The sequence below is a fragment of the Serratia proteamaculans genome (assembly GCF_013337185.1).
GTDB lineage: Bacteria > Pseudomonadota > Gammaproteobacteria > Enterobacterales > Enterobacteriaceae > Serratia > Serratia proteamaculans_D.
The window spans coordinates 1,977,856-2,002,794 of record NZ_SWDE01000001.1; the positions used below are offsets into that span (position 1 = coordinate 1,977,856).

At 48.0% G+C, this 24,939-nt stretch carries 25 protein-coding genes; 14 read left to right on the top strand and 11 right to left on the bottom strand.

All coding sequences use genetic code 11. The features are described 5' to 3' along the window. The first annotated feature begins 37 nt into the window (after positions 1-37). Positions 38-295, top strand: coding sequence for a type B 50S ribosomal protein L31 (locus FCL49_RS09290; protein ID WP_174353276.1), 258 nt, complete (start codon positions 38-40; stop codon positions 293-295). Between the two features lie 12 nt (positions 296-307). Continuing rightward, the gene (gene ykgO, locus FCL49_RS09295) at positions 308-448 is read left to right on the top strand and encodes a type B 50S ribosomal protein L36 (RefSeq protein ID WP_012005563.1); all 141 of its coding nucleotides are present in this window, start codon (positions 308-310) and stop codon (positions 446-448) included. Positions 449-561: 113 nt separating this feature from the next. On the opposite strand, the gene FCL49_RS09300 is transcribed toward ykgO, so the two are convergent. From FCL49_RS09300 to FCL49_RS09310, 3 genes are read right to left on the bottom strand one after another with little or no spacing between them, the layout of a single operon-like run. Further along, positions 562-1,440: a metal ABC transporter substrate-binding protein gene (locus FCL49_RS09300; protein WP_174353277.1), complete on the bottom strand. Its 879-nt coding sequence runs from the start codon at positions 1,438-1,440 to the stop codon at positions 562-564. A 25-nt stretch (positions 1,441-1,465) separates the two neighbouring features. After that, positions 1,466-2,323, bottom strand: coding sequence for a metal ABC transporter permease (locus FCL49_RS09305; RefSeq protein ID WP_174353278.1), 858 nt, complete (start codon positions 2,321-2,323; stop codon positions 1,466-1,468). After that, complete coding sequence (locus FCL49_RS09310; RefSeq protein WP_174353279.1) at positions 2,320-3,033, bottom strand: metal ABC transporter ATP-binding protein; 714 nt, start codon at positions 3,031-3,033, stop codon at positions 2,320-2,322. The genes FCL49_RS09305 and FCL49_RS09310 overlap by 4 nt, the downstream gene beginning before the upstream one ends. Before the next feature lie 449 nt (positions 3,034-3,482). Between FCL49_RS09310 and FCL49_RS09315 the strand changes: the two genes are divergently transcribed. The 3 genes from FCL49_RS09315 to FCL49_RS09325 all read left to right on the top strand — a co-directional run bounded on the left by FCL49_RS09315 (position 3,483) and on the right by FCL49_RS09325 (position 4,626). Next, positions 3,483-3,836 carry a hypothetical protein gene (locus FCL49_RS09315; RefSeq protein WP_254610997.1) on the top strand — a complete coding sequence of 118 codons (354 nt, stop codon included), beginning with the start codon at positions 3,483-3,485 and terminating at the stop codon, positions 3,834-3,836. Positions 3,837-3,998: 162 nt separating this feature from the next. Continuing rightward, complete coding sequence (gene tomB / locus FCL49_RS09320; RefSeq protein ID WP_004940312.1) at positions 3,999-4,367, top strand: Hha toxicity modulator TomB; 369 nt, start codon at positions 3,999-4,001, stop codon at positions 4,365-4,367. A 55-nt stretch (positions 4,368-4,422) separates the two neighbouring features. Continuing rightward, complete coding sequence (locus tag FCL49_RS09325) at positions 4,423-4,626, top strand: HHA domain-containing protein (RefSeq protein ID WP_012005558.1); 204 nt, start codon at positions 4,423-4,425, stop codon at positions 4,624-4,626. A gap of 77 nt (positions 4,627-4,703) precedes the next feature. Here the strand turns inward: FCL49_RS09325 and FCL49_RS09330 are convergent, their stop codons facing one another. After that, positions 4,704-5,636: a LysR family transcriptional regulator gene (locus FCL49_RS09330; RefSeq protein WP_174353280.1), complete on the bottom strand. Its 933-nt coding sequence runs from the start codon at positions 5,634-5,636 to the stop codon at positions 4,704-4,706. Positions 5,637-5,774: 138 nt separating this feature from the next. On the opposite strand from FCL49_RS09330, the gene FCL49_RS09335 reads away from it, so the two are divergent. The 3 genes from FCL49_RS09335 to FCL49_RS09345 all read left to right on the top strand — a co-directional run bounded on the left by FCL49_RS09335 (position 5,775) and on the right by FCL49_RS09345 (position 11,353). After that, positions 5,775-7,562: an adenine deaminase gene (locus FCL49_RS09335; RefSeq protein ID WP_174353281.1), complete on the top strand. Its 1,788-nt coding sequence runs from the start codon at positions 5,775-5,777 to the stop codon at positions 7,560-7,562. Between the two features lie 39 nt (positions 7,563-7,601). Then, complete coding sequence (locus tag FCL49_RS09340) at positions 7,602-8,951, top strand: NCS2 family permease (protein ID WP_174353282.1); 1,350 nt, start codon at positions 7,602-7,604, stop codon at positions 8,949-8,951. 425 nt (positions 8,952-9,376) lie between these two features. After that, positions 9,377-11,353: an alkyl/aryl-sulfatase gene (locus FCL49_RS09345; protein ID WP_174353283.1), complete on the top strand. Its 1,977-nt coding sequence runs from the start codon at positions 9,377-9,379 to the stop codon at positions 11,351-11,353. A 194-nt stretch (positions 11,354-11,547) separates the two neighbouring features. On the opposite strand, the gene FCL49_RS09350 is transcribed toward FCL49_RS09345, so the two are convergent. From FCL49_RS09350 to FCL49_RS09360, 3 genes are read right to left on the bottom strand one after another with little or no spacing between them, the layout of a single operon-like run. Then, positions 11,548-12,690: a GGDEF domain-containing protein gene (locus tag FCL49_RS09350; RefSeq protein ID WP_174353284.1), complete on the bottom strand. Its 1,143-nt coding sequence runs from the start codon at positions 12,688-12,690 to the stop codon at positions 11,548-11,550. Between the two features lie 25 nt (positions 12,691-12,715). After that, on the bottom strand, positions 12,716-13,174 hold the full coding sequence (locus FCL49_RS09355; RefSeq protein WP_174353285.1) for a hypothetical protein: 459 nt from the start codon (positions 13,172-13,174) through the stop codon (positions 12,716-12,718). Next, complete coding sequence (locus FCL49_RS09360) at positions 13,164-14,105, bottom strand: winged helix-turn-helix domain-containing protein (RefSeq protein WP_174353286.1); 942 nt, start codon at positions 14,103-14,105, stop codon at positions 13,164-13,166. Before FCL49_RS09360 ends, FCL49_RS09355 begins: the two co-directional genes overlap by 11 nt. Before the next feature lie 538 nt (positions 14,106-14,643). On the opposite strand from FCL49_RS09360, the gene FCL49_RS09365 reads away from it, so the two are divergent. From FCL49_RS09365 to FCL49_RS09390, 6 genes are all read left to right on the top strand, one after another. After that, the gene (locus FCL49_RS09365; protein WP_174353287.1) at positions 14,644-15,183 is read left to right on the top strand and encodes a fimbrial protein; all 540 of its coding nucleotides are present in this window, start codon (positions 14,644-14,646) and stop codon (positions 15,181-15,183) included. A gap of 113 nt (positions 15,184-15,296) precedes the next feature. Further along, on the top strand, positions 15,297-15,941 hold the full coding sequence (locus FCL49_RS09370) for a fimbria/pilus periplasmic chaperone (protein WP_254611038.1): 645 nt from the start codon (positions 15,297-15,299) through the stop codon (positions 15,939-15,941). A 74-nt stretch (positions 15,942-16,015) separates the two neighbouring features. After that, complete coding sequence (locus tag FCL49_RS09375; RefSeq protein ID WP_254610996.1) at positions 16,016-18,652, top strand: fimbria/pilus outer membrane usher protein; 2,637 nt, start codon at positions 16,016-16,018, stop codon at positions 18,650-18,652. A gap of 44 nt (positions 18,653-18,696) precedes the next feature. Then, positions 18,697-19,293 carry a helix-turn-helix domain-containing protein gene (locus FCL49_RS09380; protein WP_174353289.1) on the top strand — a complete coding sequence of 199 codons (597 nt, stop codon included), beginning with the start codon at positions 18,697-18,699 and terminating at the stop codon, positions 19,291-19,293. Positions 19,294-19,459: 166 nt separating this feature from the next. Next, positions 19,460-20,641: a fimbrial protein gene (locus FCL49_RS09385; protein ID WP_174353290.1), complete on the top strand. Its 1,182-nt coding sequence runs from the start codon at positions 19,460-19,462 to the stop codon at positions 20,639-20,641. Positions 20,642-20,739: 98 nt separating this feature from the next. Continuing rightward, positions 20,740-21,651 carry a LysR family transcriptional regulator gene (locus FCL49_RS09390; RefSeq protein WP_174353291.1) on the top strand — a complete coding sequence of 304 codons (912 nt, stop codon included), beginning with the start codon at positions 20,740-20,742 and terminating at the stop codon, positions 21,649-21,651. A gap of 80 nt (positions 21,652-21,731) precedes the next feature. Here the strand turns inward: FCL49_RS09390 and FCL49_RS09395 are convergent, their stop codons facing one another. The 4 genes from FCL49_RS09395 to FCL49_RS09410 form a co-directional block, all read right to left on the bottom strand. After that, positions 21,732-23,234 (bottom strand): 8-oxoguanine deaminase, encoded by a 1,503-nt coding sequence (locus FCL49_RS09395; protein ID WP_174353292.1) that lies wholly within the window; start codon positions 23,232-23,234, stop codon positions 21,732-21,734. Between the two features lie 203 nt (positions 23,235-23,437). Then, the gene (locus tag FCL49_RS09400; protein ID WP_174353293.1) at positions 23,438-23,731 is read right to left on the bottom strand and encodes a hypothetical protein; all 294 of its coding nucleotides are present in this window, start codon (positions 23,729-23,731) and stop codon (positions 23,438-23,440) included. A 149-nt stretch (positions 23,732-23,880) separates the two neighbouring features. Then, positions 23,881-24,216, bottom strand: a complete 336-nt coding sequence (locus FCL49_RS09405) for a cupin domain-containing protein (RefSeq protein ID WP_174353294.1) — start codon at positions 24,214-24,216, stop codon at positions 23,881-23,883. A 420-nt stretch (positions 24,217-24,636) separates the two neighbouring features. Further along, positions 24,637-24,906, bottom strand: a complete 270-nt coding sequence (locus tag FCL49_RS09410) for a DUF1471 domain-containing protein (RefSeq protein ID WP_174353295.1) — start codon at positions 24,904-24,906, stop codon at positions 24,637-24,639. Between the last annotated feature and the right edge of the window lie 33 nt (positions 24,907-24,939).

The window sequence follows — 24,939 nt, forward strand, 5'->3', positions numbered from 1 at the left end:
ATTATTGTTATAGTATAACATTACATTGGAGCGCATCATGAAAGCAGGCATCCACCCAAACTACCGTACCGTGGTGTTCCACGACCTCAGTGCCGATACCTACTTTAAGGTGGGTTCGACCATTAACACCGACCGCACCATTGAGCTTGAAGGTGAAAGCTGGCCGTATGTCACTCTCGACATCTCTTCCGCTTCGCACCCGTATTACACCGGCAAGCAGAAAGAGTTCTCTAAAGAAGGCAGCACCGCGCGCTTCCAGCAGCGTTTTGGCCGCTTCTTTACCGGCAATAAGTAACAGGGGATCCACATGCAGGTTTTGAGTTCATTGCGTTCGGCGAAGAATCGCCATCCGGATTGCAAGGTTGTGCGCCGTAAAGGCCGTATCTATGTGATCTGTAAAACCAACCCCCGCTTCAAAGCGGTACAGGGACGTAAGAAAAAGCGCTAAGTAAAGCAGTGCCATCTGTCTGTCGCAAAGCCCCGTTGCTGCTCAACGGGGCTTTTTTTATGGAGAAAGCTGAAACACCAAAAATGCCCTGCCTGACAGACAGGGCGGATCCGTTATTTCATGCTGCCGAGCAAGGTATCAACGTTGTGTTTGAATGCCTGCACGTAAGTGGCTGCTGGACCATTAGCTTTGGACAATGCCTCTGGATACAGTTCACCGCCGGCTTTGGCACCGGTGGCGGCGGCAATCTGTTTCACCAGGCGCGGATCGGTTTGGTTCTCAATAAAGTAGGCATTAACCTTCTCCTGCTTGATCTGTTTGATCAGCCCGGCCACGTCGCTGGCACTCGCCTCAGCTTCAGTCGAGAAGCCGACCGGGGCAAGGAAGGTGACGCCATATTCTTGCCCAAAGTAGCCAAAAGCATCATGGCTGGTCAGCACCTTGCGTTTTTGTTGCGGCACTGCGGCAAACTGCGTTTTGGCCCACAGATCGAGCTTCTGCAACTGCTGGATATACTCCGCACCACGCTGACGGAAATAATTGGCATCTTCAGGGTCAGCGGCAATCAGCGCGTTCATCACGTTGGTGGCGTACTGCACGCCATTTTTCATGCTGTTCCAGGCATGGGGATCGGTGACATCTTTGCCATCCTCGTTCATCTGACGCGAGTTGATCCCCTGCGATGCGGTAATGACCTGCCCTTTGTAACCCGAAGCACTGACCAGGCGATCGATCCACCCTTCCAGTCCCAGGCCACTGACGAACACCACATCAGCCTGTGACAGCAGCTTGCTGTCCTTCGGTGCAGGTTCGAAGCTGTGCGGGTCGCCATCCGGCCCCACCAGCGTAGAGACATTGACGTGTTCTCCCCCCACCTGCTTGACGATGTCACCGAGGATGGAAAAACTGGCGACGGCATCCACTGTCTTTGCCATGGCCAATGGGCTGGACAGCAGAGCAGCCACTGCCAGCGATATAGGTAAACGTTTCATACTTTCTCCTTGCACTTGGTACTTCTCAACGGCGCGCCAGGGAATAAATCCCCCCACGCGTCCCAAACAAAATTGATCCAAAGAAAATCACGCTGGCGCTGAGCACAATCGCCGGCCCTGCCGGCAATGACGCGTAGTACGACCATTCCAGCCCGATAAGGCTTGAGAGCATGCCGATCCCCATAGCCACCGCCAGCGTATGCGGCAGATTACGCGCCCAAAAGCGCGCACTGGCGGCGGGAAGCATCATCAACCCGACCGACATTAATGTGCCGAGGATCTGGAAACCAGCGACCAGATTGATCACCACCAGCGCCAGGAACAATCCGTGTATCAACGCCAGCCAGCGTGGTGCGCTGACGCGTAAAAAAGTGGCATCGAAAGACTCAATCACCAGGGCACGGTACAGTGCGGCCAATGCCAGCAGCGAAAAGCTGGCTATCGCCCCCACCATCACAATCGCATGAACATCCACCGCCAGAATCGAGCCGAATAACACATGCAGCAAATCGACGCTGGAACCACGCAGCGAGACCAAAGTGACACCCAGCGCCAATGAACCCAGATAAAAGCCGGCGAAACTGGCATCTTCTTTCAGCGGCGTTCGCCGGCTGACCAGCCCGGATAACATTGCCACCGCCAGCCCGGCAATAAAGCCACCGACGCCCATCGCCACCATCGACATGCCGGAAATCAGATAGCCTATCGCCGCACCGGGCAAGACCGCATGGGACAGCGCATCTCCGACCAAACTCATGCGCCGTAACAGCAGAAAAACACCCAGCGGCGCAGCGCTGAGCGACAGGGCAAAGCAAGCCACCAGCGCACGGCGCATAAAGCCGAACGAGGCAAAAGGATCGACAAGGAGATCAACTAACGTCATTGCGCCACCGCCATTCGACACAACGGCGAGCTGGCAATATTCAACGCTGGAATGTGTTCCAATACCCGATCTGCCGCCCCCCAGTGGCAACACTGTGGCGTCAATAACAAGGCCTGCGGGAAATGGTTCGCCACCATCGACATGTCATGCAGTACCGCGATGACCGTCTTGCCCTGTCGATGCAACTGAGCAATCACTTGCAGCAATAGCTGGATAGTGGCGCTGTCGATACCGGTAAAAGGCTCATCCAGTAAAATCAGGGGTGCCTGCTGAACCAGCAGCCGGGCAAACAGTACCCGCTGCAGTTGGCCACCGGAAAGCTCACCAACCGGGCTGCGGGCCATCGAAGTCATCCCTACGGTATCCAGCGCCTCGGCAATCTGCAGTGCCGCGCGCTTATTCAGCCCGGCAAACATACTCATCTTCGGCCAACTGCCCATCGCCACCAGATCGCTGACCACTATGGGGAATTGGCGATCCAGCTCGGCCTGCTGTGGCAAATAAGCCCTGCGCGGTAATTTATTTCCACTGAAAGACAGATCCCCACTTTGCAGTGGTAAAAGCCCGGTCAACGTTTTCAACAGCGTTGACTTGCCGGCACCGTTCACTCCGACAACGGCAGTCAAAGAACCGGTGGTGAAGTGTCCGCTGAGCGGCGGAAAAAGCGGTGTACTGCCGTAGCCCACGACAGCCTGTTTTAAGCTAATCATGGCAGTGCCACCGCCCAGTAGATGCCTGCCCAGAGTATGGCCAGTAACAAAATGGCGATGCCACAGCGCAATCCGGCAGAGGCGGTGAACAATGAATTTAATGGCGACATAGCGCCATCTTGCGGTGTAGATGTCAGTTTCATGGTCAGGCGGAAGGATGCGTTAATGTTATATTATAACATCACGAAAACTTTGATGACTCAAGCCCCATCTCAACGATTATTGCAACTGAACGTTACAATGGATGAGCGACTTTCATTGCCAATTCACCGGTTTGGGAACATCAGTACTACTCCTTCCGGGATATACTGAGAAATATCAGGGTTATTAATCGATAAACAATGTTGGGATTGTGTAAAAAAAACCGACTGTTCACGAAAAGTTTACCGACGAATTGATAAAAAAGGAGTAAGATTAATAGATAGAATCGCTATACTGTCAGGCATTAAATGCAAGTAACTCTTCGCTGCGACACAATGACGGGAGCACTTTCTGTTAAACAACTAAAGAAAGTGATTAACGAAAAAATATCAGAGTTGGCGCCGGCATTGACCAGCGGCCTGAGTTTTTATTCGGAAAGCGCGCGTTATGCTAAAGGTTCATTAGAAACACTTGATATTCATGAATTGAGCAGCAGCCAGTATTCAATGAGTTACCGCTATAAATGGACAATTTTCAATGCCTGTCTGGATATCAGCGCCGAGGAATACATCAGCGATAGCGTCACTTTTAGCCTGGCCGAAGCGGGACTCATCTTTGACATCATTGATAACTCCCGTCCATCTACCGCAGATGAATTGTAAGTTTACGTAATAACAGCAGGCCAGATGCGAAGAAATGATTTATATTCATTATACGGGAAGTTTATTTTACCATCATTTTTAAGCTACCTCTGTCCATGATGTAAATCAGCTTACTCACAGAGTGTTATCAACACCGAAATTAAGACTTACGGAGGGGATGATATGGATGAGTATTCGCCTAAAAGGCACGATATTGCTCAGCTGAAATTCTTGTGTGAAAACCTGTATGATGAAGGTATCGCCACGTTGGGCGACAGCCACCACGGCTGGGTGAACGATCCGACATCTTCCGTCAACCTCCAGCTTAATGAGTTGATCGAACATATTGCTTCATTTGTGATGAGTTATAAAATTAAATACATGGACGAAAGTGATTTATCGGAACTGGTCGAAGAGTACCTCGATGATACCTACACGCTGTTCAGCAGTTACGGTATAAATGATTCCGATCTGCGTCGCTGGCAGAAAACCAAGGCGCGATTATTCAGAATGTTCTCAGGAGAGGACATCTGTACGACAATGAAAACTTAGGGGATAATTATCCCCAAATTATTCTATTCGACGGTTTATAACACCAAAGGTTATCATGACTAAAATTGATTATCTGATGCGTTTACGTAAATGCACCACGATCGAAACACTGGAACGCGTTATTGAAAAAAACAAGTATGAGCTTTCAGATGACGAACTGGAGCTGTTTTACTCTGCAGCCGACCACCGCCTGGCCGAGCTCACCATGAATAAGCTCTACGATAAAATCCCTACTGCCGTTTGGAAATTCGTAAGATAATCCAGGCTAAAAACGCGTTGAGCCGATACATTCGTCGGCCTCAATGTTACCTCTATCTCTCTATTTATCTCATTGACTTACTGCACTTTCATTCGTTGCTGAAAATCCTGCAATAACAATTGGAAACAATCCTCAATTAACGCCGGATGGTTCCGATGCGCACTGCGCATTAACGCCACGGTGCGGCTAAGCATCGGTTGTTGTAGCTGAACCACGGTTAATTCATCATCATTCAAATGCGTGGTGTAAAGCTGCGGTAAAATAGCCACCGCTAATTTCGAACGCACCAGGCCATATAACGTCTCTAAAAAATCCACCTGATAGCGGGCGGTTAAATTCAAACGGTGGCTTTCCGCCAGCGCCAAAACCAGCCTACTGATATTCCCCTTGGAGAAAACCGCGATATCTCGTCGGGTTAATTGACGCCATGGCAGATGATGAGATTCAGCCAGCGGATCGTCACGGCGCATAACCACCACGAACGGATCCTCCTGCAACGGATATATCTCCAGCGAGTCCGGCACCGAGCTGTCGAGCGCACCAATGCCAAAATCGATCAACCCGTTCTCCAACTGCAATAACAATGAGTCATTGGTCTGATCGTGGAATTCTATCCGCAAACGCGGAAAATTCGCCGCCAGCAATTGCGGTACGGCCGGAAATAACAGCCCGCTGACCGAGGGCACCAACCCGATACGCAAAGTGCCATCCCCGCCTGCCAGCATAATGCGTTGCATATCATCAAAAGCCGCCTGCGCCACATTCAGCAGTCGTTCGGCATGCGGCAAGATGGCCGCGCCCTGCTCAGTCAGCGTCACCGCTGAAGCGGTACGGTTTACCAACTTGCCCCCCAGCACCGTCTCTATCTGCCGTAATGCGCTACTCAACGCCGGCTGGCTGATCGCCAGACGGTTTGCGGTATCGGTAAAATGACGTAGCTGCGCCAGGGTGACGAAATATTGGATCTGCTTTAGAGAAAGCGCGGGTAATCGGCGCCAGGGTTCAGACATGTCAGGTTTTCCGTCCGCCAAAAAGTAAACGTTTGCGACAGCATAAACGTTTCTTATCAGGCGATAAATTAAATCATCTGTGCAAAGCCAGCCCGCCGCCCTAGAGTAACAACCCTGTCATCATGCCGGGTAATTACCATGACCACTCATTGCATCAGCACGGGCGATCGCCAGCGTGCGGTAAAGGCCGCTTTAGGCCAGCTTCCTTTTGATTTGCTGCTGACCAACGCCGCGTTAATTGACATGGCAACCGGCGAAATCCGTAACGTCGATGTCGGCATCGTCGGCGCACTGATCGCCAGCGTTCATCCCTGCGGTACCCTGACCGAAGCTTTGCACACGCAGGATTTGGCCGGCGCTTATCTGAGCCCTGGACTGATAGACACCCACGTACATGTTGAAAGCTCACACCTGCCGCCGGAGCGCTATGCCGAGATCGTCGTTGCTCAAGGCACCACTACCATCTTTTGGGATCCGCACGAGTTGGCCAACGTGCTTGGCGTTGCCGGTGTGCGCTATGCGGTAGACGCCAGCCGTGACCTGCCACTCAGGGTGATCTGCGCGGCTCCCTCGAGCGTTCCCTCCACTCCGGGGCTGGAAATGTCCGGTGCCGATTTTGCCGGCCAGGAAATGGAAACCATGTTGGCCTGGCCAGAAGTCGGTGGCGTCGCCGAGGTCATGGATATGCACGGCGTGCTGAATGGCAGCGAACGCATGCTGGAAATTCTCAATGCCGGGCTCAACAGCGGCAAATTGATTGAAGGCCACGCACGCGGGCTGAGCGGCGCCGATCTGCAGGCTTATCTGGCGGCGGGAGTCACTTCCGACCATGAGCTGACCTCCGGAGCCGATGCGCTGGAGAAATTACGCGCCGGTCTGACGCTGGAGATCAGAGGTTCCCACCCTTATCTGCTGCCGGAGATCGTCGCAGCGCTGAAAACGCTACCGCATCTGTCCTCACAAATCACCGTCTGCACCGATGATGTCCCGCCCGATATGCTGCTGGAAAAAGGCGGCATTGTGGCGTTACTCAATATGCTGATTGAACAAGGCCTGCCGGCGACCGACGTGCTGCGGATGGCCACGCTCAATGCCGCCATTCGCTTGCAGCGCAACGACCTAGGGCTGATTGCCGCAGGTCGCATCGCCGATCTGGTGGTGTTTGACTCCCTGACGCACCTTAGTGCGCAACAGGTCTACGTCGCAGGAAAACTGACGGCACAGCAAGGCAAGATGCAAAAGCCGCTCAACGCTAACCCTAACGTGACGGCACCGCGTGACACCCTGCGCCTGCCACCTTTGGCTGCCGCGGACTTTGTGTTGAAGGTTCCGGCGATCCGTCACGGCAAAGCCACTCTGCGCCATATAAAGGGCGCGCGTTTTACCCAGTGGAACGAAACCACGGTCGAAGTGCGTAACGGCGAAGTCCAGATCCCGCCAGGCTTTAGCCTGATCTGGGTGCAGCACCGCCATGGTCGCCATCAGGCCATACCGCAGCTGGCGTTGCTGGAAGGTTGGGGGGAATTAAGGGGAGCCATTGCCACCAGCTACTCACATGATTCACATAATCTGGTGGTGTTGGGCCGTGATGCCGCCGACATGGCTATGGCCGCCAACGCCCTGATCGCCAGTGGCGGTGGCATGGCCTTGAGTCAAAACGGGGAAATTCTGGCGCAGGTAGCAATGCCGATTGCCGGTATGCTCTCCGACTTGCCCGCCACCGAACTGGCACAACAGTTTAAGAACCTGCGCGATTTGAGCGCACGCATCGCCGACTGGGAACCGCCTTACCGGGTTTTCAAGGCGATTGAAGGCACCTGCCTGGCGTGTAACGCCGGGCCGCACCTGACCGATCTCGGCCTGACCGACGGCTCAACACGCCAGATTGTCGATCCGCTGATCGCCTGCTGGGAAACCCCGGTATAAAAATAATCATAATAATTAGATAGCTGCGGAGATAATTTAATGGCTGATAATTCAGTACCTACATCTGCTCCAACACCAGGGGGCTGGCTGCAACGACGTTTTCAACTGCACGCGCGGCAAAGCACGGTCAAAACCGAATGCCTGGCCGGTATCACAGGCTTTCTGGCGGCGGCTTATCTGCTGGTAGTGATCCCTGGATTGCTTGCCGTCGGCGGCATGGATAAAGGTGCAGTAACCACCGGTACCATTCTGGTATTCGTGCTGGGGACCTTGCTGATGGCGTTTTACGGCAACCTGCCGTTTATCGTCGGGCCAGGCATTGGCGGTTCTGTATTGGTTGGCGTAACGCTGGCAGGCAGCGAAGGCATCAGTTGGCAGATTGGCCTGGGTATCGCCTGTTGGTCCGGTATTTTGTTTTTCGCCCTGACCCGGCTCGGGCTACGTGAGGTGGTCACCCGTTCGGTACCGCAATCGATCAAGCTGGGGCTGACGGCCTCCATCGGGCTGTTCGTGGCAATACTGGGGTTCCGCAATGCCGGGCTGGTGCTGGCCAACGCAAAATCCAATGCGTTGATGCTGGGTGACTTCACTGCACCTGGAGCATTGATCGCCCTCTGCGGCCTGTTCCTGGCGATCGCCCTGCAGGCCCGACGTATTCCCGGTGCTATTTTGTGGGCCATCCTGTTTGCGACTCTGGTCGGCATCCCGTTCGGCGTTACCCACCTGCCAACCAGCCTGATGGCGATGCCGCATTCATTGGCCCCGGTGCTTGGCCATGTTGACCTGATCGGCGCACTGAATATTGCCTTCCTGCCCTATTTGTTCGTCTTTTTCGCCTCGGAGTTTTTCTCCACCATGGGCACTACGCTGGCCGTAGGCGGTGAGGCCGGGCTGCTGGACGAACACGGCAATATGCCGCACATCAACCGGCCCTTCATGGTGGACTCTATCGCCGCCGCGCTTGGCCCGATAGTCGGTATTCCCGCTGCCACCGCACTGATTGAATCCTCTGCTGCGGCAGAAGCCGGTGGCAAAACCGGGCTAACCGCATTGGCCGCCGCGGTGATGTTTCTGCTGATGCTGCTGTTCACACCGATTGCACTGATGATCCCGAAAGAAGCCACCGCCCCGGCGCTGATTTTGATCGGCCTGAATATGTTCAGCGGGCTGCGCAAAGTTGATTTGGCCAACTTCACCGACGGCCTGCCGGTACTGATGATGGTGATGATAACCCTGATCGCCAACAGCTTTGGTACCGGTATCGCCGGCGGGTTGCTGTTTTATATCATTATCAAAGTGATTGCCGGTAAATGGCGTGAAGTTCCGTTCGGGTTATATTTCCTGGCGATCCCGCTGGTGTACTATTTCGCCACGCTGGTGAGGCACTGATCTGAAGGTGGTGCGCTGATAATCCGTCGGCGCACCACTTTAATAATTAGATTGCGGAAATATATTCTCTCACGCCCTATAAAATAGACTCATCAGAAAGATAACTGCTAAAAAACCCTCTCTGTAACGAAAATTCTTATCAACCATTAAAAATATTAAACTAGCGTAATAAACATAAAATCAGACAGACCGTGAATTCTAATGATATGATTTTTATGGTTTATCTGTTCACCGCAAAACCTCCCCCGCTAAGATCCGTCTTCCCGATATAAACCAAAACGCTATTTTATCAAGGATAATTTCCTTATTTATTTAAACTTGCCGAATCTTGATCATCTATTACATTTAATACTTGAGTTACAAATCGTTACAAGGGACATGACAGTGACTCATTTCTCTCCTTCTAAAAATCAGCGGGGATCCCAATGAAATTCACACCAATCATGAGAGGGCTGGCATTAGCGGGTGTACTATCCAGCTTCGCTATTCCATCCTGGGCAGAAGTTGCGCCGAAAGAAGCGGCCGCTGCCACCAAACAAGCCAATGATGCGCTGTACGATCAGCTCCCCTTCTCAGATAACACCGACTTTGCTAACGCTCATAAAGGCTTTATTGCTGCTTTACCCACCGAAATTATCAAAGGTGAGCAAGGCAACGTCATCTGGGATCCGCAGCAGTATGCGTTCATCAAGGAAGGCGAAAAAGCACCGGATACCGTTAACCCGAGCCTGTGGCGTCAGTCGCAGTTGATTAACATCAGCGGCCTGTTTGAGGTCACGGAGGGTGTTTACCAGATCCGTAACCTGGATCTGTCCAACATGACCATTATTGAGGGGAAAGAAGGCGTTACTGTGGTTGACCCTTTGGTTTCGGCGGAAACCGCCAAAGTGGGTATGGATCTCTATTATAAAAATCGAGGTAAGAAACCCGTTGTCGCGATTATCTACACTCATAGCCACGTAGACCATTATGGTGGTGTGCGCGGTGTGGTCGATGAAGCCGATGTTAAGTCGGGCAAAGTGAAAGTTTATGCGCCTGCCGGCTTTATGGAGGCCGCCGTGGCAGAAAACATCATGGCGGGTAACGTCATGAGCCGCCGCGCCAGCTACATGTACGGCAACCTGCTAAAACCTGAAGCCAAAGGCCAGGTGGGGGCCGGGCTGGGTACCACCACTTCGGCGGGTACCGTCACCCTGATTGCCCCAACCAACATCATTGAGAAAGATGGCCAAAAAGAGGTCATCGACGGCCTTACCTATGATTTCATGCTGGCTCCAGGCTCTGAAGCACCATCAGAAATGCTGTGGTTTATCGAAGAGAAGAAGCTCATCGAAGCGGCAGAAGATGTGACCCATACGCTGCACAATACCTATTCCCTGCGCGGCGCAAAAATTCGCGAACCCCTCCCCTGGTCGAAATATATCAACGAAGCGATAGTTCGTTGGGGCGACAAAGCGGAAATCATCATGGCTCAGCACCACTGGCCAACCTGGGGTAACGAGAACGTCGTCAACCTGCTCAAGAGCCAGCGCGACCTTTACCGCTATATTAACGACCAGACCCTGCGCATGGCGAATGAAGGCCTGACGCGTGATGAAATAGCCGCGCAGTTCAAACTGCCGGACAGCCTGGCGAAAACCTGGGCCAACCGGGGTTATTACGGTTCGGTGAGCCATGATGTTAAAGCGACTTATGTGCTCTATCTTGGCTGGTTTGATGGCAATCCTGCCACGCTGGATGAGCTGCCACCAGAAGAAGCCGCGAAGAAATTTGTCGATTACATGGGCGGTGCCGATGCAATCCTCAAGAAAGCCAAGACCGATTTTGATCAGGGTAACTATCGCTGGGTTGCTCAGGTCGTCAGCAAAATAGTCTTTGCCGATCCGAAGAATCAGGATGCGCGCAACCTTGAAGCTGATGCCCTGGAACAGCTGGGCTATCAGGCCGAATCTGGCCCATGGCGTAACTTCTACCTCACCGGCGCTCAGGAACTGCGTAACGGCGTGGTGAAAGGACCAACCCCGAATACCGCCAGCCCGGATACCGTCCGTGCGATGACGCCGGAAATGTTCTTTGACTTCCTGGCGGTGCATATCAACGGAGAAAAGGCTGGCAAGGCCAAAGCCGTGTTTAACATCGATCTTGGCAGCGATGGCGGCAAGTACAAGCTGGAACTGGAAAACGGGGTACTAAACCACACCGCCAATGCCGAAGCCAAAGATGCCGATGCCACCCTCACCCTTAACCGCGACACATTGAATAAAATCATCCTCAAGGAGGAAACGCTCAAACAGGCGGAAGATAAGGGAGAAGTGAAGGTCGCAGGGAACGGAGCGAAAATGGACGAAATGTTAGGCTACATGGATAACTTTGAATTCTGGTTCAATATTGTAACGCCGTAATCCCCATACCCTGCGGCTTTCCTGGCCGCAGGGTTCTCCCACCCGCATGAAATTAAATTCCCTCCTAGCGGAAAATACACCAGGTTAACCAGGGTCAGAGCGCAGCTCAATCGTACTGAGGAAAACAGACAGAACAAATGAGCAGCTAATGAAATGAGCAGGATTAGAAATAAAAAACAACGGTTAAATTATATTCATGAATTAACGTCATCAACATAACAAGTATAACCATTACGTCCACTATGCTTAGTCAGATAAAGTGCCTTGTCTGCGCAATCAATCAAGTCATGTACGTGCATTTCTGGTCGCCAGGTTGAAATCCCTTGACTAACAGTAACATGGGTGGAAATTGTTGATTTTGAGTGGGGGAGCGCCAATAGCGCCAACTTTGATTTTATTCTCTCGGCTACAATAATCGCGTCTGCCTCCGATGTCGCTGGAAGCACTATAATAAACTCCTCCCCACCATAGCGACCGGCTAAATCATAAGCTCTTCGGATACAACCATTAAGGCATGTCGCCAAGCTTTTCAGGCACGCATCCCCAGCCAAATGACCATAGTGATCGTTGTATTTCTTGAAAAAATCCACGTCAAGCAAGATAATTGACAAACCATTTTTGTTAAAGCTCTCGCGATTGAAAACAGCCTCTAAATAGTTATTAAAGTGGTGTCTGTTCGCAAGCCCGGTTAGAGGGTCTGTATTGGCCAACTGTTTGAACTTTTCGAGAAGCTCTTTATTTTTATATTCATTTTCGATAGCAACATGGAACCATTTATCAAGATTCTTTCTGGCTGAGTGAATAACAAAAACGATTAGAAAAGCAGAAAAACAATAGCTAAATGAGAAAGCGTCATTCGCAATGATATATGTAAAAAAAACCACAACGGTGATTGGAAATGTAAACAAAATCAATAACAATGGAAAAGAAAAAAACGGAATCAAAGAAGAAAAAATCAACGCTATCGCAATAGGAAAAACAATACTTGAACTTGTAGCGACAATGATGACATAAAACTCACCGGACCATAGCACTGCCAGCAACAGTGAGTATAGATTGATTATCCTCCATGTACTTAGTGTTTTGTCTTCGCTCACGCGCTTCAAAAAAAATAAAAATACAACTGATGACACTATAATGACAACAGGAATTGAAAAGTACCATTTCAATGAGTGTACACTAGCACCATATCCCTTCCCCATATGCAAAAGCATAAAAATAGATATCAGTATATTGACAATTAAAAACCATTGAAAATTGTATATAGATACAGATTTTTTATGGATATTTATATTTTCAATGTCACTGTTTTTTTTCATACAATCCTCTGCCATCATTAAATTTCCATATCTTAACTACAGATCACTCTTTTATGCACACAAATGCCGGAAGATCTCCCTCGATGAAAACATAACCGTCATCATAAAACTTTTCCACACGTACCTGATAACCTCGTTGCGGATAAATAAAGAAATCAGCCATGATAGGTCGTAACTGTTTTGCTATTGAAGGGGCCAAGGTTGAGTTCGAGGATAACAACAAAACACCAGCATCATTTTTGCTATATGAGAAGTCGAAATTTATATTTATTCTAGGCAAACTAACTTTACCATCATGATACTCACTCACGGAACTAAAATGTCCGGTGCCACCGTTAAAATCAAACTTCATCAAGGTAAAGTAGCGCACATCTCCACGATATATATATGTCTTTGCACGACAGGTGAAGTGATTTGATTTGAAGTAACTCAACAAATAAAGAGACAACGGCATTGCCAACAAGGAAAGCAACAAGATTGAAATGAATATTTTAGTTTTCATCTTTCAGACCCGAATAGTATTTTGAAAAGCATGTTGATGTATTGCTACCATTTTTATTGTCATTTCCATTACCATTGCAAATAATAACGGTTAATTTTGTATTACTTGGATTAGCAGTAACGTATGCGGCTTGCTTTAACTGACAACTAATTTTCATTTCACGGAAAAATGATAAATATCCATCCTGCCGTCGATAAATATTATTCTTTTCAGCATAAACAGAGCAATTATTAACCTCGCCTATTTTCATATAAGCTGAAAAGAAATCTTTGTTTTTTGGATTTTCAAATAAATAAAGACCAGATGTAACAAGAATGGAACAGGTAATCAGTGCGATGTAGATGATTTTCCAATTTGTTGAAAAAAGATCACCTTCCTTACCTGAAGGATGAGAAACCTCCACGCTTTCATATAAAATCGCGTCAGGCTCCAGTGCTTCTTTTTCCGCGTTTTCTGCCTGCCCCAGTGGTGTTGCGGGAAGCTCTTGGCTATCTGTCATATCTGCCGGCGGTTCCACAATGAAGCTGTCGCTTTCATTTCCCGCAACCTGACTATCCTCTGTTACATTGGTTAAAACATTTTCATTCGAGTGGATTCGCTGTACTTCAGCAACCAGTTTTATCCCCTCCTTCGGCACCGTGATAACTATCTCATCGGTGAGCCCAACTGACTTCATCGCTCTGCGGATGATGGATATATTCTGATAAAGCGTATTGTTAGTGACGTATTGGCCATTTTCCCCCCAAACCTGTGTAAAAAATTCTTTTTGTTTTATCACCTCCCCTGGATTAAGTAACAACATATGTAAACAACGGCTTGCCGGTAGGCTTATCGTTGCCGTTTGACCGGCATGTACAACAGATTCCAACGTTTTTTCTTGGAAATCAAAGATTACCACATCATTAATTATAAATTTTTCTTTATTTTTCATATTGATACCGAAAGTTGTGATATTACAAAAATCAGTTATTTTTTAAATTATAGGCAAAGAAATCAATAAAAGTATACGCCCCCTAGATAAATCTTATTAAGAATAAAATCAAGCAAAATCAATTAGATACAAAATAACGTACTGGGTGTTGTTTTAAATCGTGTGGCATAACAAAGAATGCATCTTAATCAATGAATAAGGCTATTTCACTTTGCCTTAACGCATCTCCCCCCTATTGTATCCCGGCAGAAAGTGAACGGCGAAAACTAATGATATGTACGAGCATCATACTTATCAACAGTAATAACCGTCCAGATTAATATATAAATATCGCGTTAAAACAACACGACCCTATGCTTTGTTAATCTGGCTTTCTGCGTGTAATAAGTTTGTTTTCTTTTCTTTCTTACGTGATGTTTACGTACGGAGGAGAGTATTAATACGTCTGTGAAAAATTCAGTAACAGACGAAGTTCAGACACATAACTACTATTCCTCTGGACCTGAGGGATTACTTTAAAAATTAATGGAGAAGTTTAATGAAAAAGTTAGCCATCGCTGCAATTGTATTCGCCGCATTCGGTTCTATGGAAATGGCTCAGGCTGCATCAAGCGGTACTATTACCTTTAACGGCGAAGTTACTGCAACTACCTGTGACGTTACTGTCGCTGGTCAGGCTGCAGACGCAACTGTAACCTTGCCAACCGTTGGCCAGAATGAACTGCAGACTGCTGGCGCAACCACTGGCCGTACCAGCTTCCCAATGCAGCTGGATAATTGTGCCGGTACATTGACTACCGCTTCCGCATTCTTCCAGGATGGCCCATCCGTTGATATTAACGGCCGCCTGCAGAACCTGTCCGGTACCGCGACCAATGTCAGCCTGCAACTTCTTGATGACCAGAATGCAGGCAATGTAATCAATGTTGGCGATTCAAGCCAGGTTGATGGCACTTCATACGTTGACGTTTCTTCTGGCTCTGCAACGATGAAATACGGCGTAGAATATTACGCTGAAGGTGCTGCTACCCCAGGCACCGTAGTAAGTAATGTAGTTTACAACATTCAGTACAAATAAATTATACCAGGGGAGACGCTGTCTCCCCGCTTTTTTGTGTGTGAGATTAAAGCATGACGTTAAAACCAATAATTAAATCAGGTGTATTTGCATTAACCCTGCTGGGCATACTTATGGGTAACAATGCCTTTGCCAGCGTAGTAATAAAAGGTACCCGTGTTATCTATCCATCTTCGGCAAGGGAAGTTACCATTCAGTTAGAAAACAAGGGGCAGTCGCCTGTACTGGTCCAAAACTGGATCGATAATGGGGATAATGAAGAGAAACCTGAAAATATTAAGGTTCCCTTTGTACTGACTCCGCCCATTAATCGTGTTGATCCTGACAAAGGGCAAACCATACGTATCAGTTACACCGGAAGTCCACTGCCGGCAGACAAAGAATCTGTTTTTTGGCTTAATACTCTTGAAATCCCCGCCAAGAAAAAAGTCGCTACGAGTGAAAACTTTATGCAGGTTGCATTCCGGACACGCATAAAATTATTTTACCGCCCTGCCGGTTTGCAAGGGAACCCTAATGAAGCAGCTAAATCATTAAGCTGGCAAGCTAATGGTTCCAGCCTTCAGGCAACAAACCCGACGCCATATTATGTTTCACTGGTCAGCGTTCAGTCTAATGGTAAAGAAGTTGAAGGGAAAATGATTCCGCCAAAGGGTAAAGCAACCTTCTCCTTACCGATAAAAAGAGGAGCTGACATTAATGGTGAATTCGTGAATGACTATGGTGCCGTTGTAAAGTTCGTATCTAAAGTAAATTAAAAAAACCAATAATTTATATTAAACATTAATTTCTTATTGAAGAGATATTTTTCACTTGGGGACACTTAAATACAATGATGAGAAAAACCACATTGGCACTGGCAATGATCTCTGTATATACTTCATCAGATATCTCATATGCCTCAGATGCCTCAGCTCCGTTGTCTGGAACCATTGCCAAAAATGTAACATTTGATTCTACATTTCTCAATTTAGGCAATGAAGAACCGGTCGATTTGTCACGTTTTGCCAATGGTTCCGCCGTGTTCCCAGGAATATATCAAACTTCAATTTATGTTAATAATGTTCAGGTTTCAAACAGCAATTTGAAATTCAAAGCCCAGGCAGATAACTCGGTTCATCCCTGTATAACTGTCGATATTATAAAGAATATTAATTTTAACTATGAAGCACTGCCTTCTGACTTTCTGAAAAAAAACGGTTCTGCAGAGGAGTGTGTTGATCTGCAGAAAGCAATACCTCAGGCTCAGTTGAATTATGACAGCAATGAACAGCGGTTAGATATTATCATCCCGCAGAAATATATGCTGCAAACAGCGCGCGACTCCGTGAGCCCTTCGTTGTGGGACAGTGGTATCCCGGCATTTATGTTAGGTTATAACCTTAATGCCTATACCAGCCATTCAAACAATGTCGATTATAAATCCTTCTATGGCGGGATTAATGCCGGCTTAAATATAGGGTCCTGGTATTTACGACATAACGGCGCCTATAACTGGACGCAAGACGGTGAAAAGAAGTATGACAGTATCAATACTTACCTGCAGCATGATATCCCAAGTATCAAGGGACGCGCACTGTTGGGGCAGTCCAATACTAACGGGCAGGTATTCGATACATTACCCTTCTCCGGTATTCAGTTAGCAAGCGACGAACGTATGTTGCCAGCCTCTCTTCGTGGCTATGCACCCGAAATCCGTGGCATTGCACGTACCAACGCCCAGGTCACTATTCGTCAAAGCGGCCAGGTGATTTATCAGACCACCGTCACGCCAGGTGAGTTTCTTATTAAGGATCTTTACCCCACGGGGTACGGCGGTGACCTGCGCGTTACCGTGCGTGAAGCAGATGGCAGCGAGCAAGAATTCCTTGTTCCCTATGCTTCTGTCGCCCAGTTATTACGTCCCGGCGCATCAAAGTATGCGATCACTGCCGGTGAACTCAGGAATGACCGTATTCACGGTAAACCCGCACTTTATCAGGGAACTTATCAATACGGTTTAACCAACGCCTTAACGGGTTACGGCGGCCTGCAGCTCAGCCAGGATTACTATGCCATTCAGTTGGGCCTGGCAACAGGAACCAGCCTGGGTGCCTTTGCGCTGGATATTACCCAAGCCCGTACGCATCTTAATAATGTCACCGATGAAGATGGCAGACATTCAACGGGAAACTACATGAGTGGGCAGAGCTATCGGCTCACCTACAGTAAAACGGTTCCGGAAACCAACAGTACCCTGTCACTCGCCGCGTATCGTTTCTCCACTGACGGCTATATGGATTACTTGACGGCGATGGAAACTCGCGACGCGGTAGCCGATGGCCTCTCACCAGACTCGGTATGGCGCGCCAAAAATCGCTTTACGGTAACGGCCGGGCAAGGCTTACCAGACAATTGGGGACAGTTTTATGCCAGCGGATCATTACAAAACTACTGGAATAAAGATGGGGCAGACAAACAGTACCAGGCCGGTTATAGCAATAAATATAAACAACTAAGTTATAGCATCAGCATTAACCGCACTTATTCAAATTTTGAAAGTGCGCAAAATAACTATTTGCTTAGCTTTAGCCTGCCGCTTGGATACGCTTATGAGGCACAAACACCACAGCTGCGTCTCGATCTGACCAAGGACGGCTCGGGTCGTTATGGCCAGCAGGCAGCGGTTTCTGGCTCATTAGGCGAAGATAACCAATTCAGCTATGGCGTCACTGCAATGCATGCAAACCAGGGCGTTGGCAGCAGTGGCTCGGTGAATGGGCAATATCGTACCCCTGCGACCTCGTTAAGCGGCACTTACAGTGCCGGTAGCGGTTATCACTCGGCGTCTGCAGGTATGAGCGGAGCAATCGTGGCCCACTCCGGCGGGGTGACGTTCACCCCTTACAATGCAGACACCTATGCGCTGGTTGAAGCGGAGGGTGCATCAGGGGCGCGTGTTTCTTCTTACCCTGGGGTTTACATCGATTCCAATGGCTACGCATTGGTACCTTATCTCGACCCGTATCAATTGAATAATGTCAGTATTGATCCGAAAGGCATTGATTTTGATGTTGAGCTGGCTAACTCGTCGCAAAAGGTTGCCCCTTACTCCGGCGCGGTAGTCAAGGTTAAATATGACACCAAAAAAGGGATGCCAATTTTAATCAACTCCACCTATATGCAACAGCCAATTCCCTTTGGCGCCAGCGTATTTAACAGTGCCGGCGATTATGTCGGTGCCGTTGGTCAGGGTGGCCAGGTTTATGCCCGAGTGGCGAAAGAAAAAGGTCAGTTGAAAGTTAGCTGGGGTGATGGGGCTGAAATGCAATGCAGTATTAACTATCAGATGATGCCTCAGGCGAAGAAAAGTAATACCAATGCTATTCAGCGATTTAACACGCAATGTAAACCCATGACTTCCGGTAACGGCAAGTCGGGGATGATGGCGGGGATTAGCTCACTCTCCTCTAATAAAGAGAGCTCATGATAATAAGCGATATAAAAACTCAATTTACCGATCGGAGAAAACCCATGAAAGTTCATATTGTAACGGAAGATAAATTCTTTAGTCTGGGACTCAGTTCTTCAGCCAGTGATTTTGGGTTTTCATATTGCCACATGAGCACATCAGAGTTTGAGACGATTCTTGATGAACATCAATACAGTTCAGATATTTATGTTATACATATCGCGTCATCTGATATGAATCTGGCTATGCTACTTTCTCGTGAATGGTTGCCGAATAAATTCATTGCGCTCGTCCCTGATAATTACATGAAATATATTGACAAATCCATTAAGAATCAATTCCTTTTTGATTCATGCTGTGATACCGATGATATATTATTTGCCGTTAATAAAATTGCGTTTAAAAAGGACAGCTATCCGCCACCCAAGGTGTCCCTGACAGATATGGAAAAAAAGATTTTGCGTCAAATATTCAATGGTTACTCTATCGAAAATATTAGCCAACGTAATGGCATTGCTTTGAAAACAGTGTACACCCACAGACTGAATGCCATGAGAAAGCTCGCGATTAGAACCTCTCATGACTTCTCTTTGGCCAAGGAAAGCATTAAATATCTTTGGGAAGAGAGCGAATACTCCATTAGGGAGCATCGGGCATGAGCAGTAAATATGAGTTTGTGTACTTTATTGTTCTGTCCTGGATAGGGTCTTTCGTGCTTAGCATCGTGACCTGCCTGTCCATTGGATGGATCCAACTTTAACGCCAGGTAGCTACCTACTAACTCAGAAAGCCTTGCATAACGACAGGGTGAAATAGGATGTTTTTATGAAAAATTTATGGCCAACACGAGCGCCATTTACGTCACCAGGTTACCTGTGGGCTATGTTACTGCTGATAATTTCAGGGCTGTTGCATACCCAAAGCGCCCTGGCTGCGATTAATTGTCAGCCTTCTACTGTCTATCCGGCAATTAACGCGACGTCGGCGATAAATATCCCCGCATCTTACGCCGGTAACGATATACCGGTAGGCAGCACTATTTATCGTAATCAGGTAACTTCAAATGGCGTTGCTGGGGTAAATTGCGATGCCCCTTTTTCGGTAACCTTCTATTATGGCATCGCGACTGAACCGCTGGGTCCTCCGACAAGTATGACGGGACTCGTTGGTTTTCAGAATGGCAGCGGGCTGGTGTATCCGACCAATGTCCCCGGTGTCGGCATCGCTTTTTGGAAGGCAGGGAATTCGTTCTCTGCAGGCGCCCCCCTTCAAGGCTCTACTTTTGATAACGGCACCGCTGGCGATATTGGTGGTTCCTACACATTCGATATATCCCTGATTAAAACCGGCCCCATCGCCTCTGGGGCGGTGGTCAATGCTGGCTCATTTCCAACGATGAAGTTCTATATTCCCGCTACCCCTGGCTATACCGGATTACCCGCTACAGTGGCCATGACAAACTTCTCAGGTTCAGTAAATTTTATTACCTCGACCTGCACCACCCCGGATGTCAATGTCAATATGGGCAGCTATGACACCATGGATCACTTTAGCGGTGCCGGCTCCACCACCCCCTGGGTAGACTCATCCATACAACTGTCTAACTGCCCGACATTCTCAGGCTATTTCGATCTCAATAATTATCAGGTAACGACACGTACGGGGGCGGCCACGGGCACCACCCGTACCGGCAATATCTTTACCGTTTCCTTAACTCCGACCACCTCGGTGGTTGACAACGCCAATGGGGTTATTGCGCTGGATACCAGCGGCGCCCCAGCCACAGGCGTGGGGCTGCAACTGGGTTACACCCCGAACAACCTGACCGCACAGGCGACGGCACCAACCACCATTTGGCAGTCGGGTGCATCCTGGGATGTTCCTACACCGCAAGATGGCAGAAGCAATATCAGTATCCCACTGGCTGCGCGTTATTTCCAAACAGGCAGCATCGTCACCCCGGGCACCGCAAATACGAAAGTGACATTCAATATAGATTATAAGTAAACCACCTCATCAAAGTCTGTTTATTTTAAATCACCAAATGGGGTAATCAGTTACCCCATTTCCTATTAGATAATCCACAGTTCAACTTTAGAGAAAAAATGGACAACTCTATAGATTTAAAATCACTAAAAGTCATACATATATTGACCACCTGCGGAAGTGTGACGAAAACAGCTGAGTTAATGGGTGTTTCGCCGGGCACCGTGAGTTATTACATAAAAAAAACAAGACAACTAACAGGGTCGAATCTTTTCAGCCGCACCCGAAGAGGCATGATCCCGGATGGCATAGCAAAGACACTCAGTGAACGTTATGTTAGCGTAATGAATGAGATGCCATTAAAAAAGGAAATACTTACATCATATAAACGCAGCATTACCATTAGCACCTATTCATTAATTGAACTAGCCCTTTCTACATCATTTAGAAGTACCGAAGCCATAAAGTCCATGGTGCAATTCACTTCACCCGATGTCGATGAAACCTCAAGATTAAATCGATTATTAAACAAGGAAGTTGATATAGATATAGGTTCAAAGTTACCCCCTAACAAAAACATCATTCAGATTGATTTTATATCGAGCGATATCGCTATCATTGCAAGAAAGCATCACCCTGTTATTAAAGATAAATTCACCATGAAAAATTGGCATGAGAGCAACCATATTGTTTGGTCTCGTGATATGAGCCTGGTCGGTCATGATGTCAGGCATGCCAATAGATTCAATGAGTTAATCAACAACCGAAGTATTTCTGTGGTTTCAAGTAGCTCTCTTAACATGGTTGTTTTATGCAGTTTATCGGATGATGTAATGATTTTCCCTAAAGAATTGGCTTCATTTATCGAGGCTAATTTTGACATACAAATTTTTGAAGTGCCAAAAGAGTTAAAAATGAGATTTGATTGCTATTTACACTATCATCATTCATCAGCAAAAGATGCTGACATGATCGATGCTATAGAAAAAGCTAAAAATGCGATTAACCTGATTTGCACCAGGCTTATATAAAAAAGCCAAATAGAGCAACAATATCGATGAACTACGGTTATGACAATTAATAAGCCACGCGTCTGCGTGACTTACCCGAATTAACCTGCTACCAGTTGGTGTGCAAAACGGTTATGTTGCTCAATAATCACAGGCACGTCCGCAGTAGTCACTTTACCGTCTTCGACTACGATACGGCCATTAACGATGCTGTACGCCACCTTGCCAGGGTTACAAAACACCAGTGCCGAAACCGGATCATGCTGCGCACCGGCAAGGCCAATGCCATTCAGGCTGAATACCGCAATATCCGCCATCATGCCCGGCGCCAGCGCACCAATATCATCACGGTTCAGGTTCTTCGCGCCCCCCAGTGTGGCAATTTCCAGCGCCTCACGGGCCGTCAGCGCTTGCGGCCCAAAACCCACGCGCTGAAGTAACAGCGCCTGGCGCACTTCCGCTATCATGTCCGAACTGTCGTTAGAGGCAGAACCATCGACACCGAGCCCAACATGCATCCCCGCATCCAGCATATGACGAACGGGCGCAATGCCGGACCCCAGACGCATATTAGAACAAGGACAATGCGCCACGCCGGTTCCCGTGCGGGCAAACAGTTTCATACCATAGTCATCAAGCTTCACACAGTGGGCATGCCATACGTCGTGGCCGACCCACTCAAGGTCTTCCACATATTGGGCTGGCGTTTTATTGAAGGTTTTTTTGCTGTACTCAATATCACTGACGTTCTCCGCCAAATGGGTATGCAACGAAACACCGTGCGCCCGTGCCAGCTTCGCAGAATCACGCATCAGCCCTTCACTCACCGAGAATGGTGAACAAGGCGCGACAACAATACGGACCATGGCTCCGCGCTCGGCATTATGAAATTGCTCAATCACACGTTGCGTGTCTTTGAGGATAAATTTTTCATCCTCAACAATGGAGTCCGGCGGTAACCCCCCCTGCTTTTGCCCCACGCTCATGCTGCCACGGCAGGCATGGAAGCGCATGCCCATTTGCTGAGCGGCTTCGATGCTGTGATCGAGTTTAATGCCATTCGGGTAAACATACTGGTGGTCGCTGGAAGTGGTGCAACCGGAGAGTAACAGCTCCGCCATCGCCGTTTTCGTCGCCACCTTCATCATGTCCGGGGTAAGTTTTTCCCAGATGGGATAGAGCGACTTCAGCCAGGTGAACAATTCGCCATCCTGAGCGGCTGGGATAACGCGGGTCAAACTCTGATACATATGATGGTGAGTATTAATCAGGCCAGGAATAACAATATGCCCTTTAAGATTGATAACCCGGTCTGCTGTTTGAGGCACATCATTTTCAGTTCCGACGGCGACGATGATGTTGTCCTTGATAAAGACGCATCCGTTTTTAATTTCCCGTCGGTCTTTATCCATAGTGACAACCATATCGGCATTTTTTAGCAGCAGCGTTTTCCCGCTTTCTGGGATCCCGCTCAAGGATTTAGTTTCGCTAAGCGACGATATCAGTTTTTCATTTGCAGAGGCGGGAAGCGTTGATAGCAAAGGGGCCAGCAAGGGGATTTTCACTAATAAACGACGTAGCTTATCGGGTTCTTGATCCTTCATAAATTCTCCTGGTTTAAATGGACTTAGGTTTTTAAAACAAAATTTTCGTTGGTTTTAACGTCACCGGCAGAAAAGCAACATTCAGAACAACCCAAGAGCAGAAAAATTGACAGGGTAGTGCCAGTAATCCGAATGAGCATATCCAGTGAACACTTTGGTTGATCAGCCCGAAATTGGAGAACTTCGGGCTGAGGGAGCATCACTCATTTACCGTCAACAGCATCCTTCACTTTTTTGGATGTATCACGGGCATCGGAGACGCCGCTTTTTACATTGTCTTTCTTTTCAGTGACATTATCTTTTTTGTCCCCAACATTGAGGTTGTCACTGACTGCATTTTTAGTGGCCTTTTTGGCATTACAACCCCCGGACACCCCTACAGTGGCATCCATTGCCGCATTACGCGCCGCTTTATGCGCATCGCACGCAGCCAGCGCGTTGGGTGTTACCATCATCATAGCCAGTGTCACTAAAACCAATTTAGATCTGATATTCATCGGGTACGCTCCGGGTAAAAATGCCAAGGGTGGGATGTCTCACAAAGAGTATGCGTCATTTCATAATTTCCGCAGTGCGGACTTATGAAAAAACACTGGCGTATCCTGATGTCACTGAGTACGGCTTTATTTATTCAGTGATGCATATTTCAGTTAATATACAGCTTACTGATGAGATCCTGACGAGATGGAGTCCAGACACTGAGCACCGTGGCAGCGGAATCTGCCAAACAGGTAATGTTGTGTGGTTTATTCGGAGGAATACGTATTGAGTCCCCTGCCTTCAATGTAGTTGTTTTCCCGTTACACATGAAATCCAGCGTGCCGGATACCACGTAATTCACCTCTTCATGTGGATGCTGATGAACGCCGGCCACTGCGCCGGCCGGCAAATACAGTTCAGAAACCGTCAACTCCTTGCTATTGCTCAGAATTTTAATCCTCACATCACCAAAATGAACCGTGTCGGGGTCGGATACAGACATAGTGATCTCCTTAGATATTTAAATAACAGTGCTGACTAACCAGACTGCGCACTGCACGGATATGCCCCGGGGGCGAGCATCGCCAGCAAATGATCAGCGCCAGTGAGTAGGTGCAGCCATCCGGTTGAAGAGCCGGTTTGGGTAAAGGAAAAGAACGAGATTCCCGGATGGCAACTGCTGCTACGAAATAAATGCCCATTGAATTTCTATTTACTTTTTATTATATTAAACACCGGTATATCACTGTTTTCCCGAACATAAACTTAAGAATACACAAACTTAAAAAAAATCAGAAAATTAAAGGCAAGCAAAGTAAAGTAAAAAATAAAAAATAGTCGCCAGCCAATTAATTGCTGGCGCCATTGAATGTATTTTTTCAATACTACACCTATATCATTTCAAAGTTTGAGTTAAATGCTATTATTTGTATATCTCAGCTGTTGCTGAAACATCTGACCCCATCCCACTGTTACCAATTGAAGTGATATGGAAATAAGACGCACCTTTTTCATCGGCTTCTTTAGATACAGCCCTGAGAGCCTCATCAATTGTCCCTCCGCGAACATCAACAGATATCACCCCTATTTTCTCCTTCATGCTTGCCATCTCAGACGTTCGGATTTCTTTAGCGGCGAAAACACTAAAGCTGGTTGCTAAAAGCACGGCAGAGATAATTAATTTATTAGTCATGAGAAAGCCCTTTATAGAATGTGCCAAAGTAAA

Bases quoted from the DNA above. Each gene is read 5' to 3' on its own strand.
- FCL49_RS09290 (WP_174353276.1), top strand. From the start codon at position 38: ATGAAAGCAGGCATCCACCCAAACTACCGTACCGTGGTGTTCCACGAC.
- ykgO (WP_012005563.1), top strand. From the start codon at position 308: ATGCAGGTTTTGAGTTCATTGCGTTCGGCGAAGAATCGCCATCCGGAT.
- FCL49_RS09300 (WP_174353277.1), bottom strand. From the start codon at position 1,440: ATGAAACGTTTACCTATATCGCTGGCAGTGGCTGCTCTGCTGTCCAGC.
- FCL49_RS09305 (WP_174353278.1), bottom strand. From the start codon at position 2,323: ATGACGTTAGTTGATCTCCTTGTCGATCCTTTTGCCTCGTTCGGCTTT.
- FCL49_RS09310 (WP_174353279.1), bottom strand. From the start codon at position 3,033: ATGATTAGCTTAAAACAGGCTGTCGTGGGCTACGGCAGTACACCGCTT.
- FCL49_RS09315 (WP_254610997.1), top strand. From the start codon at position 3,483: ATGCAAGTAACTCTTCGCTGCGACACAATGACGGGAGCACTTTCTGTT.
- tomB (WP_004940312.1), top strand. From the start codon at position 3,999: ATGGATGAGTATTCGCCTAAAAGGCACGATATTGCTCAGCTGAAATTC.
- FCL49_RS09325 (WP_012005558.1), top strand. From the start codon at position 4,423: ATGACTAAAATTGATTATCTGATGCGTTTACGTAAATGCACCACGATC.
- FCL49_RS09330 (WP_174353280.1), bottom strand. From the start codon at position 5,636: ATGTCTGAACCCTGGCGCCGATTACCCGCGCTTTCTCTAAAGCAGATC.
- FCL49_RS09335 (WP_174353281.1), top strand. From the start codon at position 5,775: ATGACCACTCATTGCATCAGCACGGGCGATCGCCAGCGTGCGGTAAAG.
- FCL49_RS09340 (WP_174353282.1), top strand. From the start codon at position 7,602: ATGGCTGATAATTCAGTACCTACATCTGCTCCAACACCAGGGGGCTGG.
- FCL49_RS09345 (WP_174353283.1), top strand. From the start codon at position 9,377: ATGAAATTCACACCAATCATGAGAGGGCTGGCATTAGCGGGTGTACTA.
- FCL49_RS09350 (WP_174353284.1), bottom strand. From the start codon at position 12,690: ATGATGGCAGAGGATTGTATGAAAAAAAACAGTGACATTGAAAATATA.
- FCL49_RS09355 (WP_174353285.1), bottom strand. From the start codon at position 13,174: ATGAAAACTAAAATATTCATTTCAATCTTGTTGCTTTCCTTGTTGGCA.
- FCL49_RS09360 (WP_174353286.1), bottom strand. From the start codon at position 14,105: ATGAAAAATAAAGAAAAATTTATAATTAATGATGTGGTAATCTTTGAT.
- FCL49_RS09365 (WP_174353287.1), top strand. From the start codon at position 14,644: ATGAAAAAGTTAGCCATCGCTGCAATTGTATTCGCCGCATTCGGTTCT.
- FCL49_RS09370 (WP_254611038.1), top strand. From the start codon at position 15,297: ATGGGTAACAATGCCTTTGCCAGCGTAGTAATAAAAGGTACCCGTGTT.
- FCL49_RS09375 (WP_254610996.1), top strand. From the start codon at position 16,016: ATGATGAGAAAAACCACATTGGCACTGGCAATGATCTCTGTATATACT.
- FCL49_RS09380 (WP_174353289.1), top strand. From the start codon at position 18,697: ATGAAAGTTCATATTGTAACGGAAGATAAATTCTTTAGTCTGGGACTC.
- FCL49_RS09385 (WP_174353290.1), top strand. From the start codon at position 19,460: ATGAAAAATTTATGGCCAACACGAGCGCCATTTACGTCACCAGGTTAC.
- FCL49_RS09390 (WP_174353291.1), top strand. From the start codon at position 20,740: ATGGACAACTCTATAGATTTAAAATCACTAAAAGTCATACATATATTG.
- FCL49_RS09395 (WP_174353292.1), bottom strand. From the start codon at position 23,234: ATGAAGGATCAAGAACCCGATAAGCTACGTCGTTTATTAGTGAAAATC.
- FCL49_RS09400 (WP_174353293.1), bottom strand. From the start codon at position 23,731: ATGAATATCAGATCTAAATTGGTTTTAGTGACACTGGCTATGATGATG.
- FCL49_RS09405 (WP_174353294.1), bottom strand. From the start codon at position 24,216: ATGTCTGTATCCGACCCCGACACGGTTCATTTTGGTGATGTGAGGATT.
- FCL49_RS09410 (WP_174353295.1), bottom strand. From the start codon at position 24,906: ATGACTAATAAATTAATTATCTCTGCCGTGCTTTTAGCAACCAGCTTT.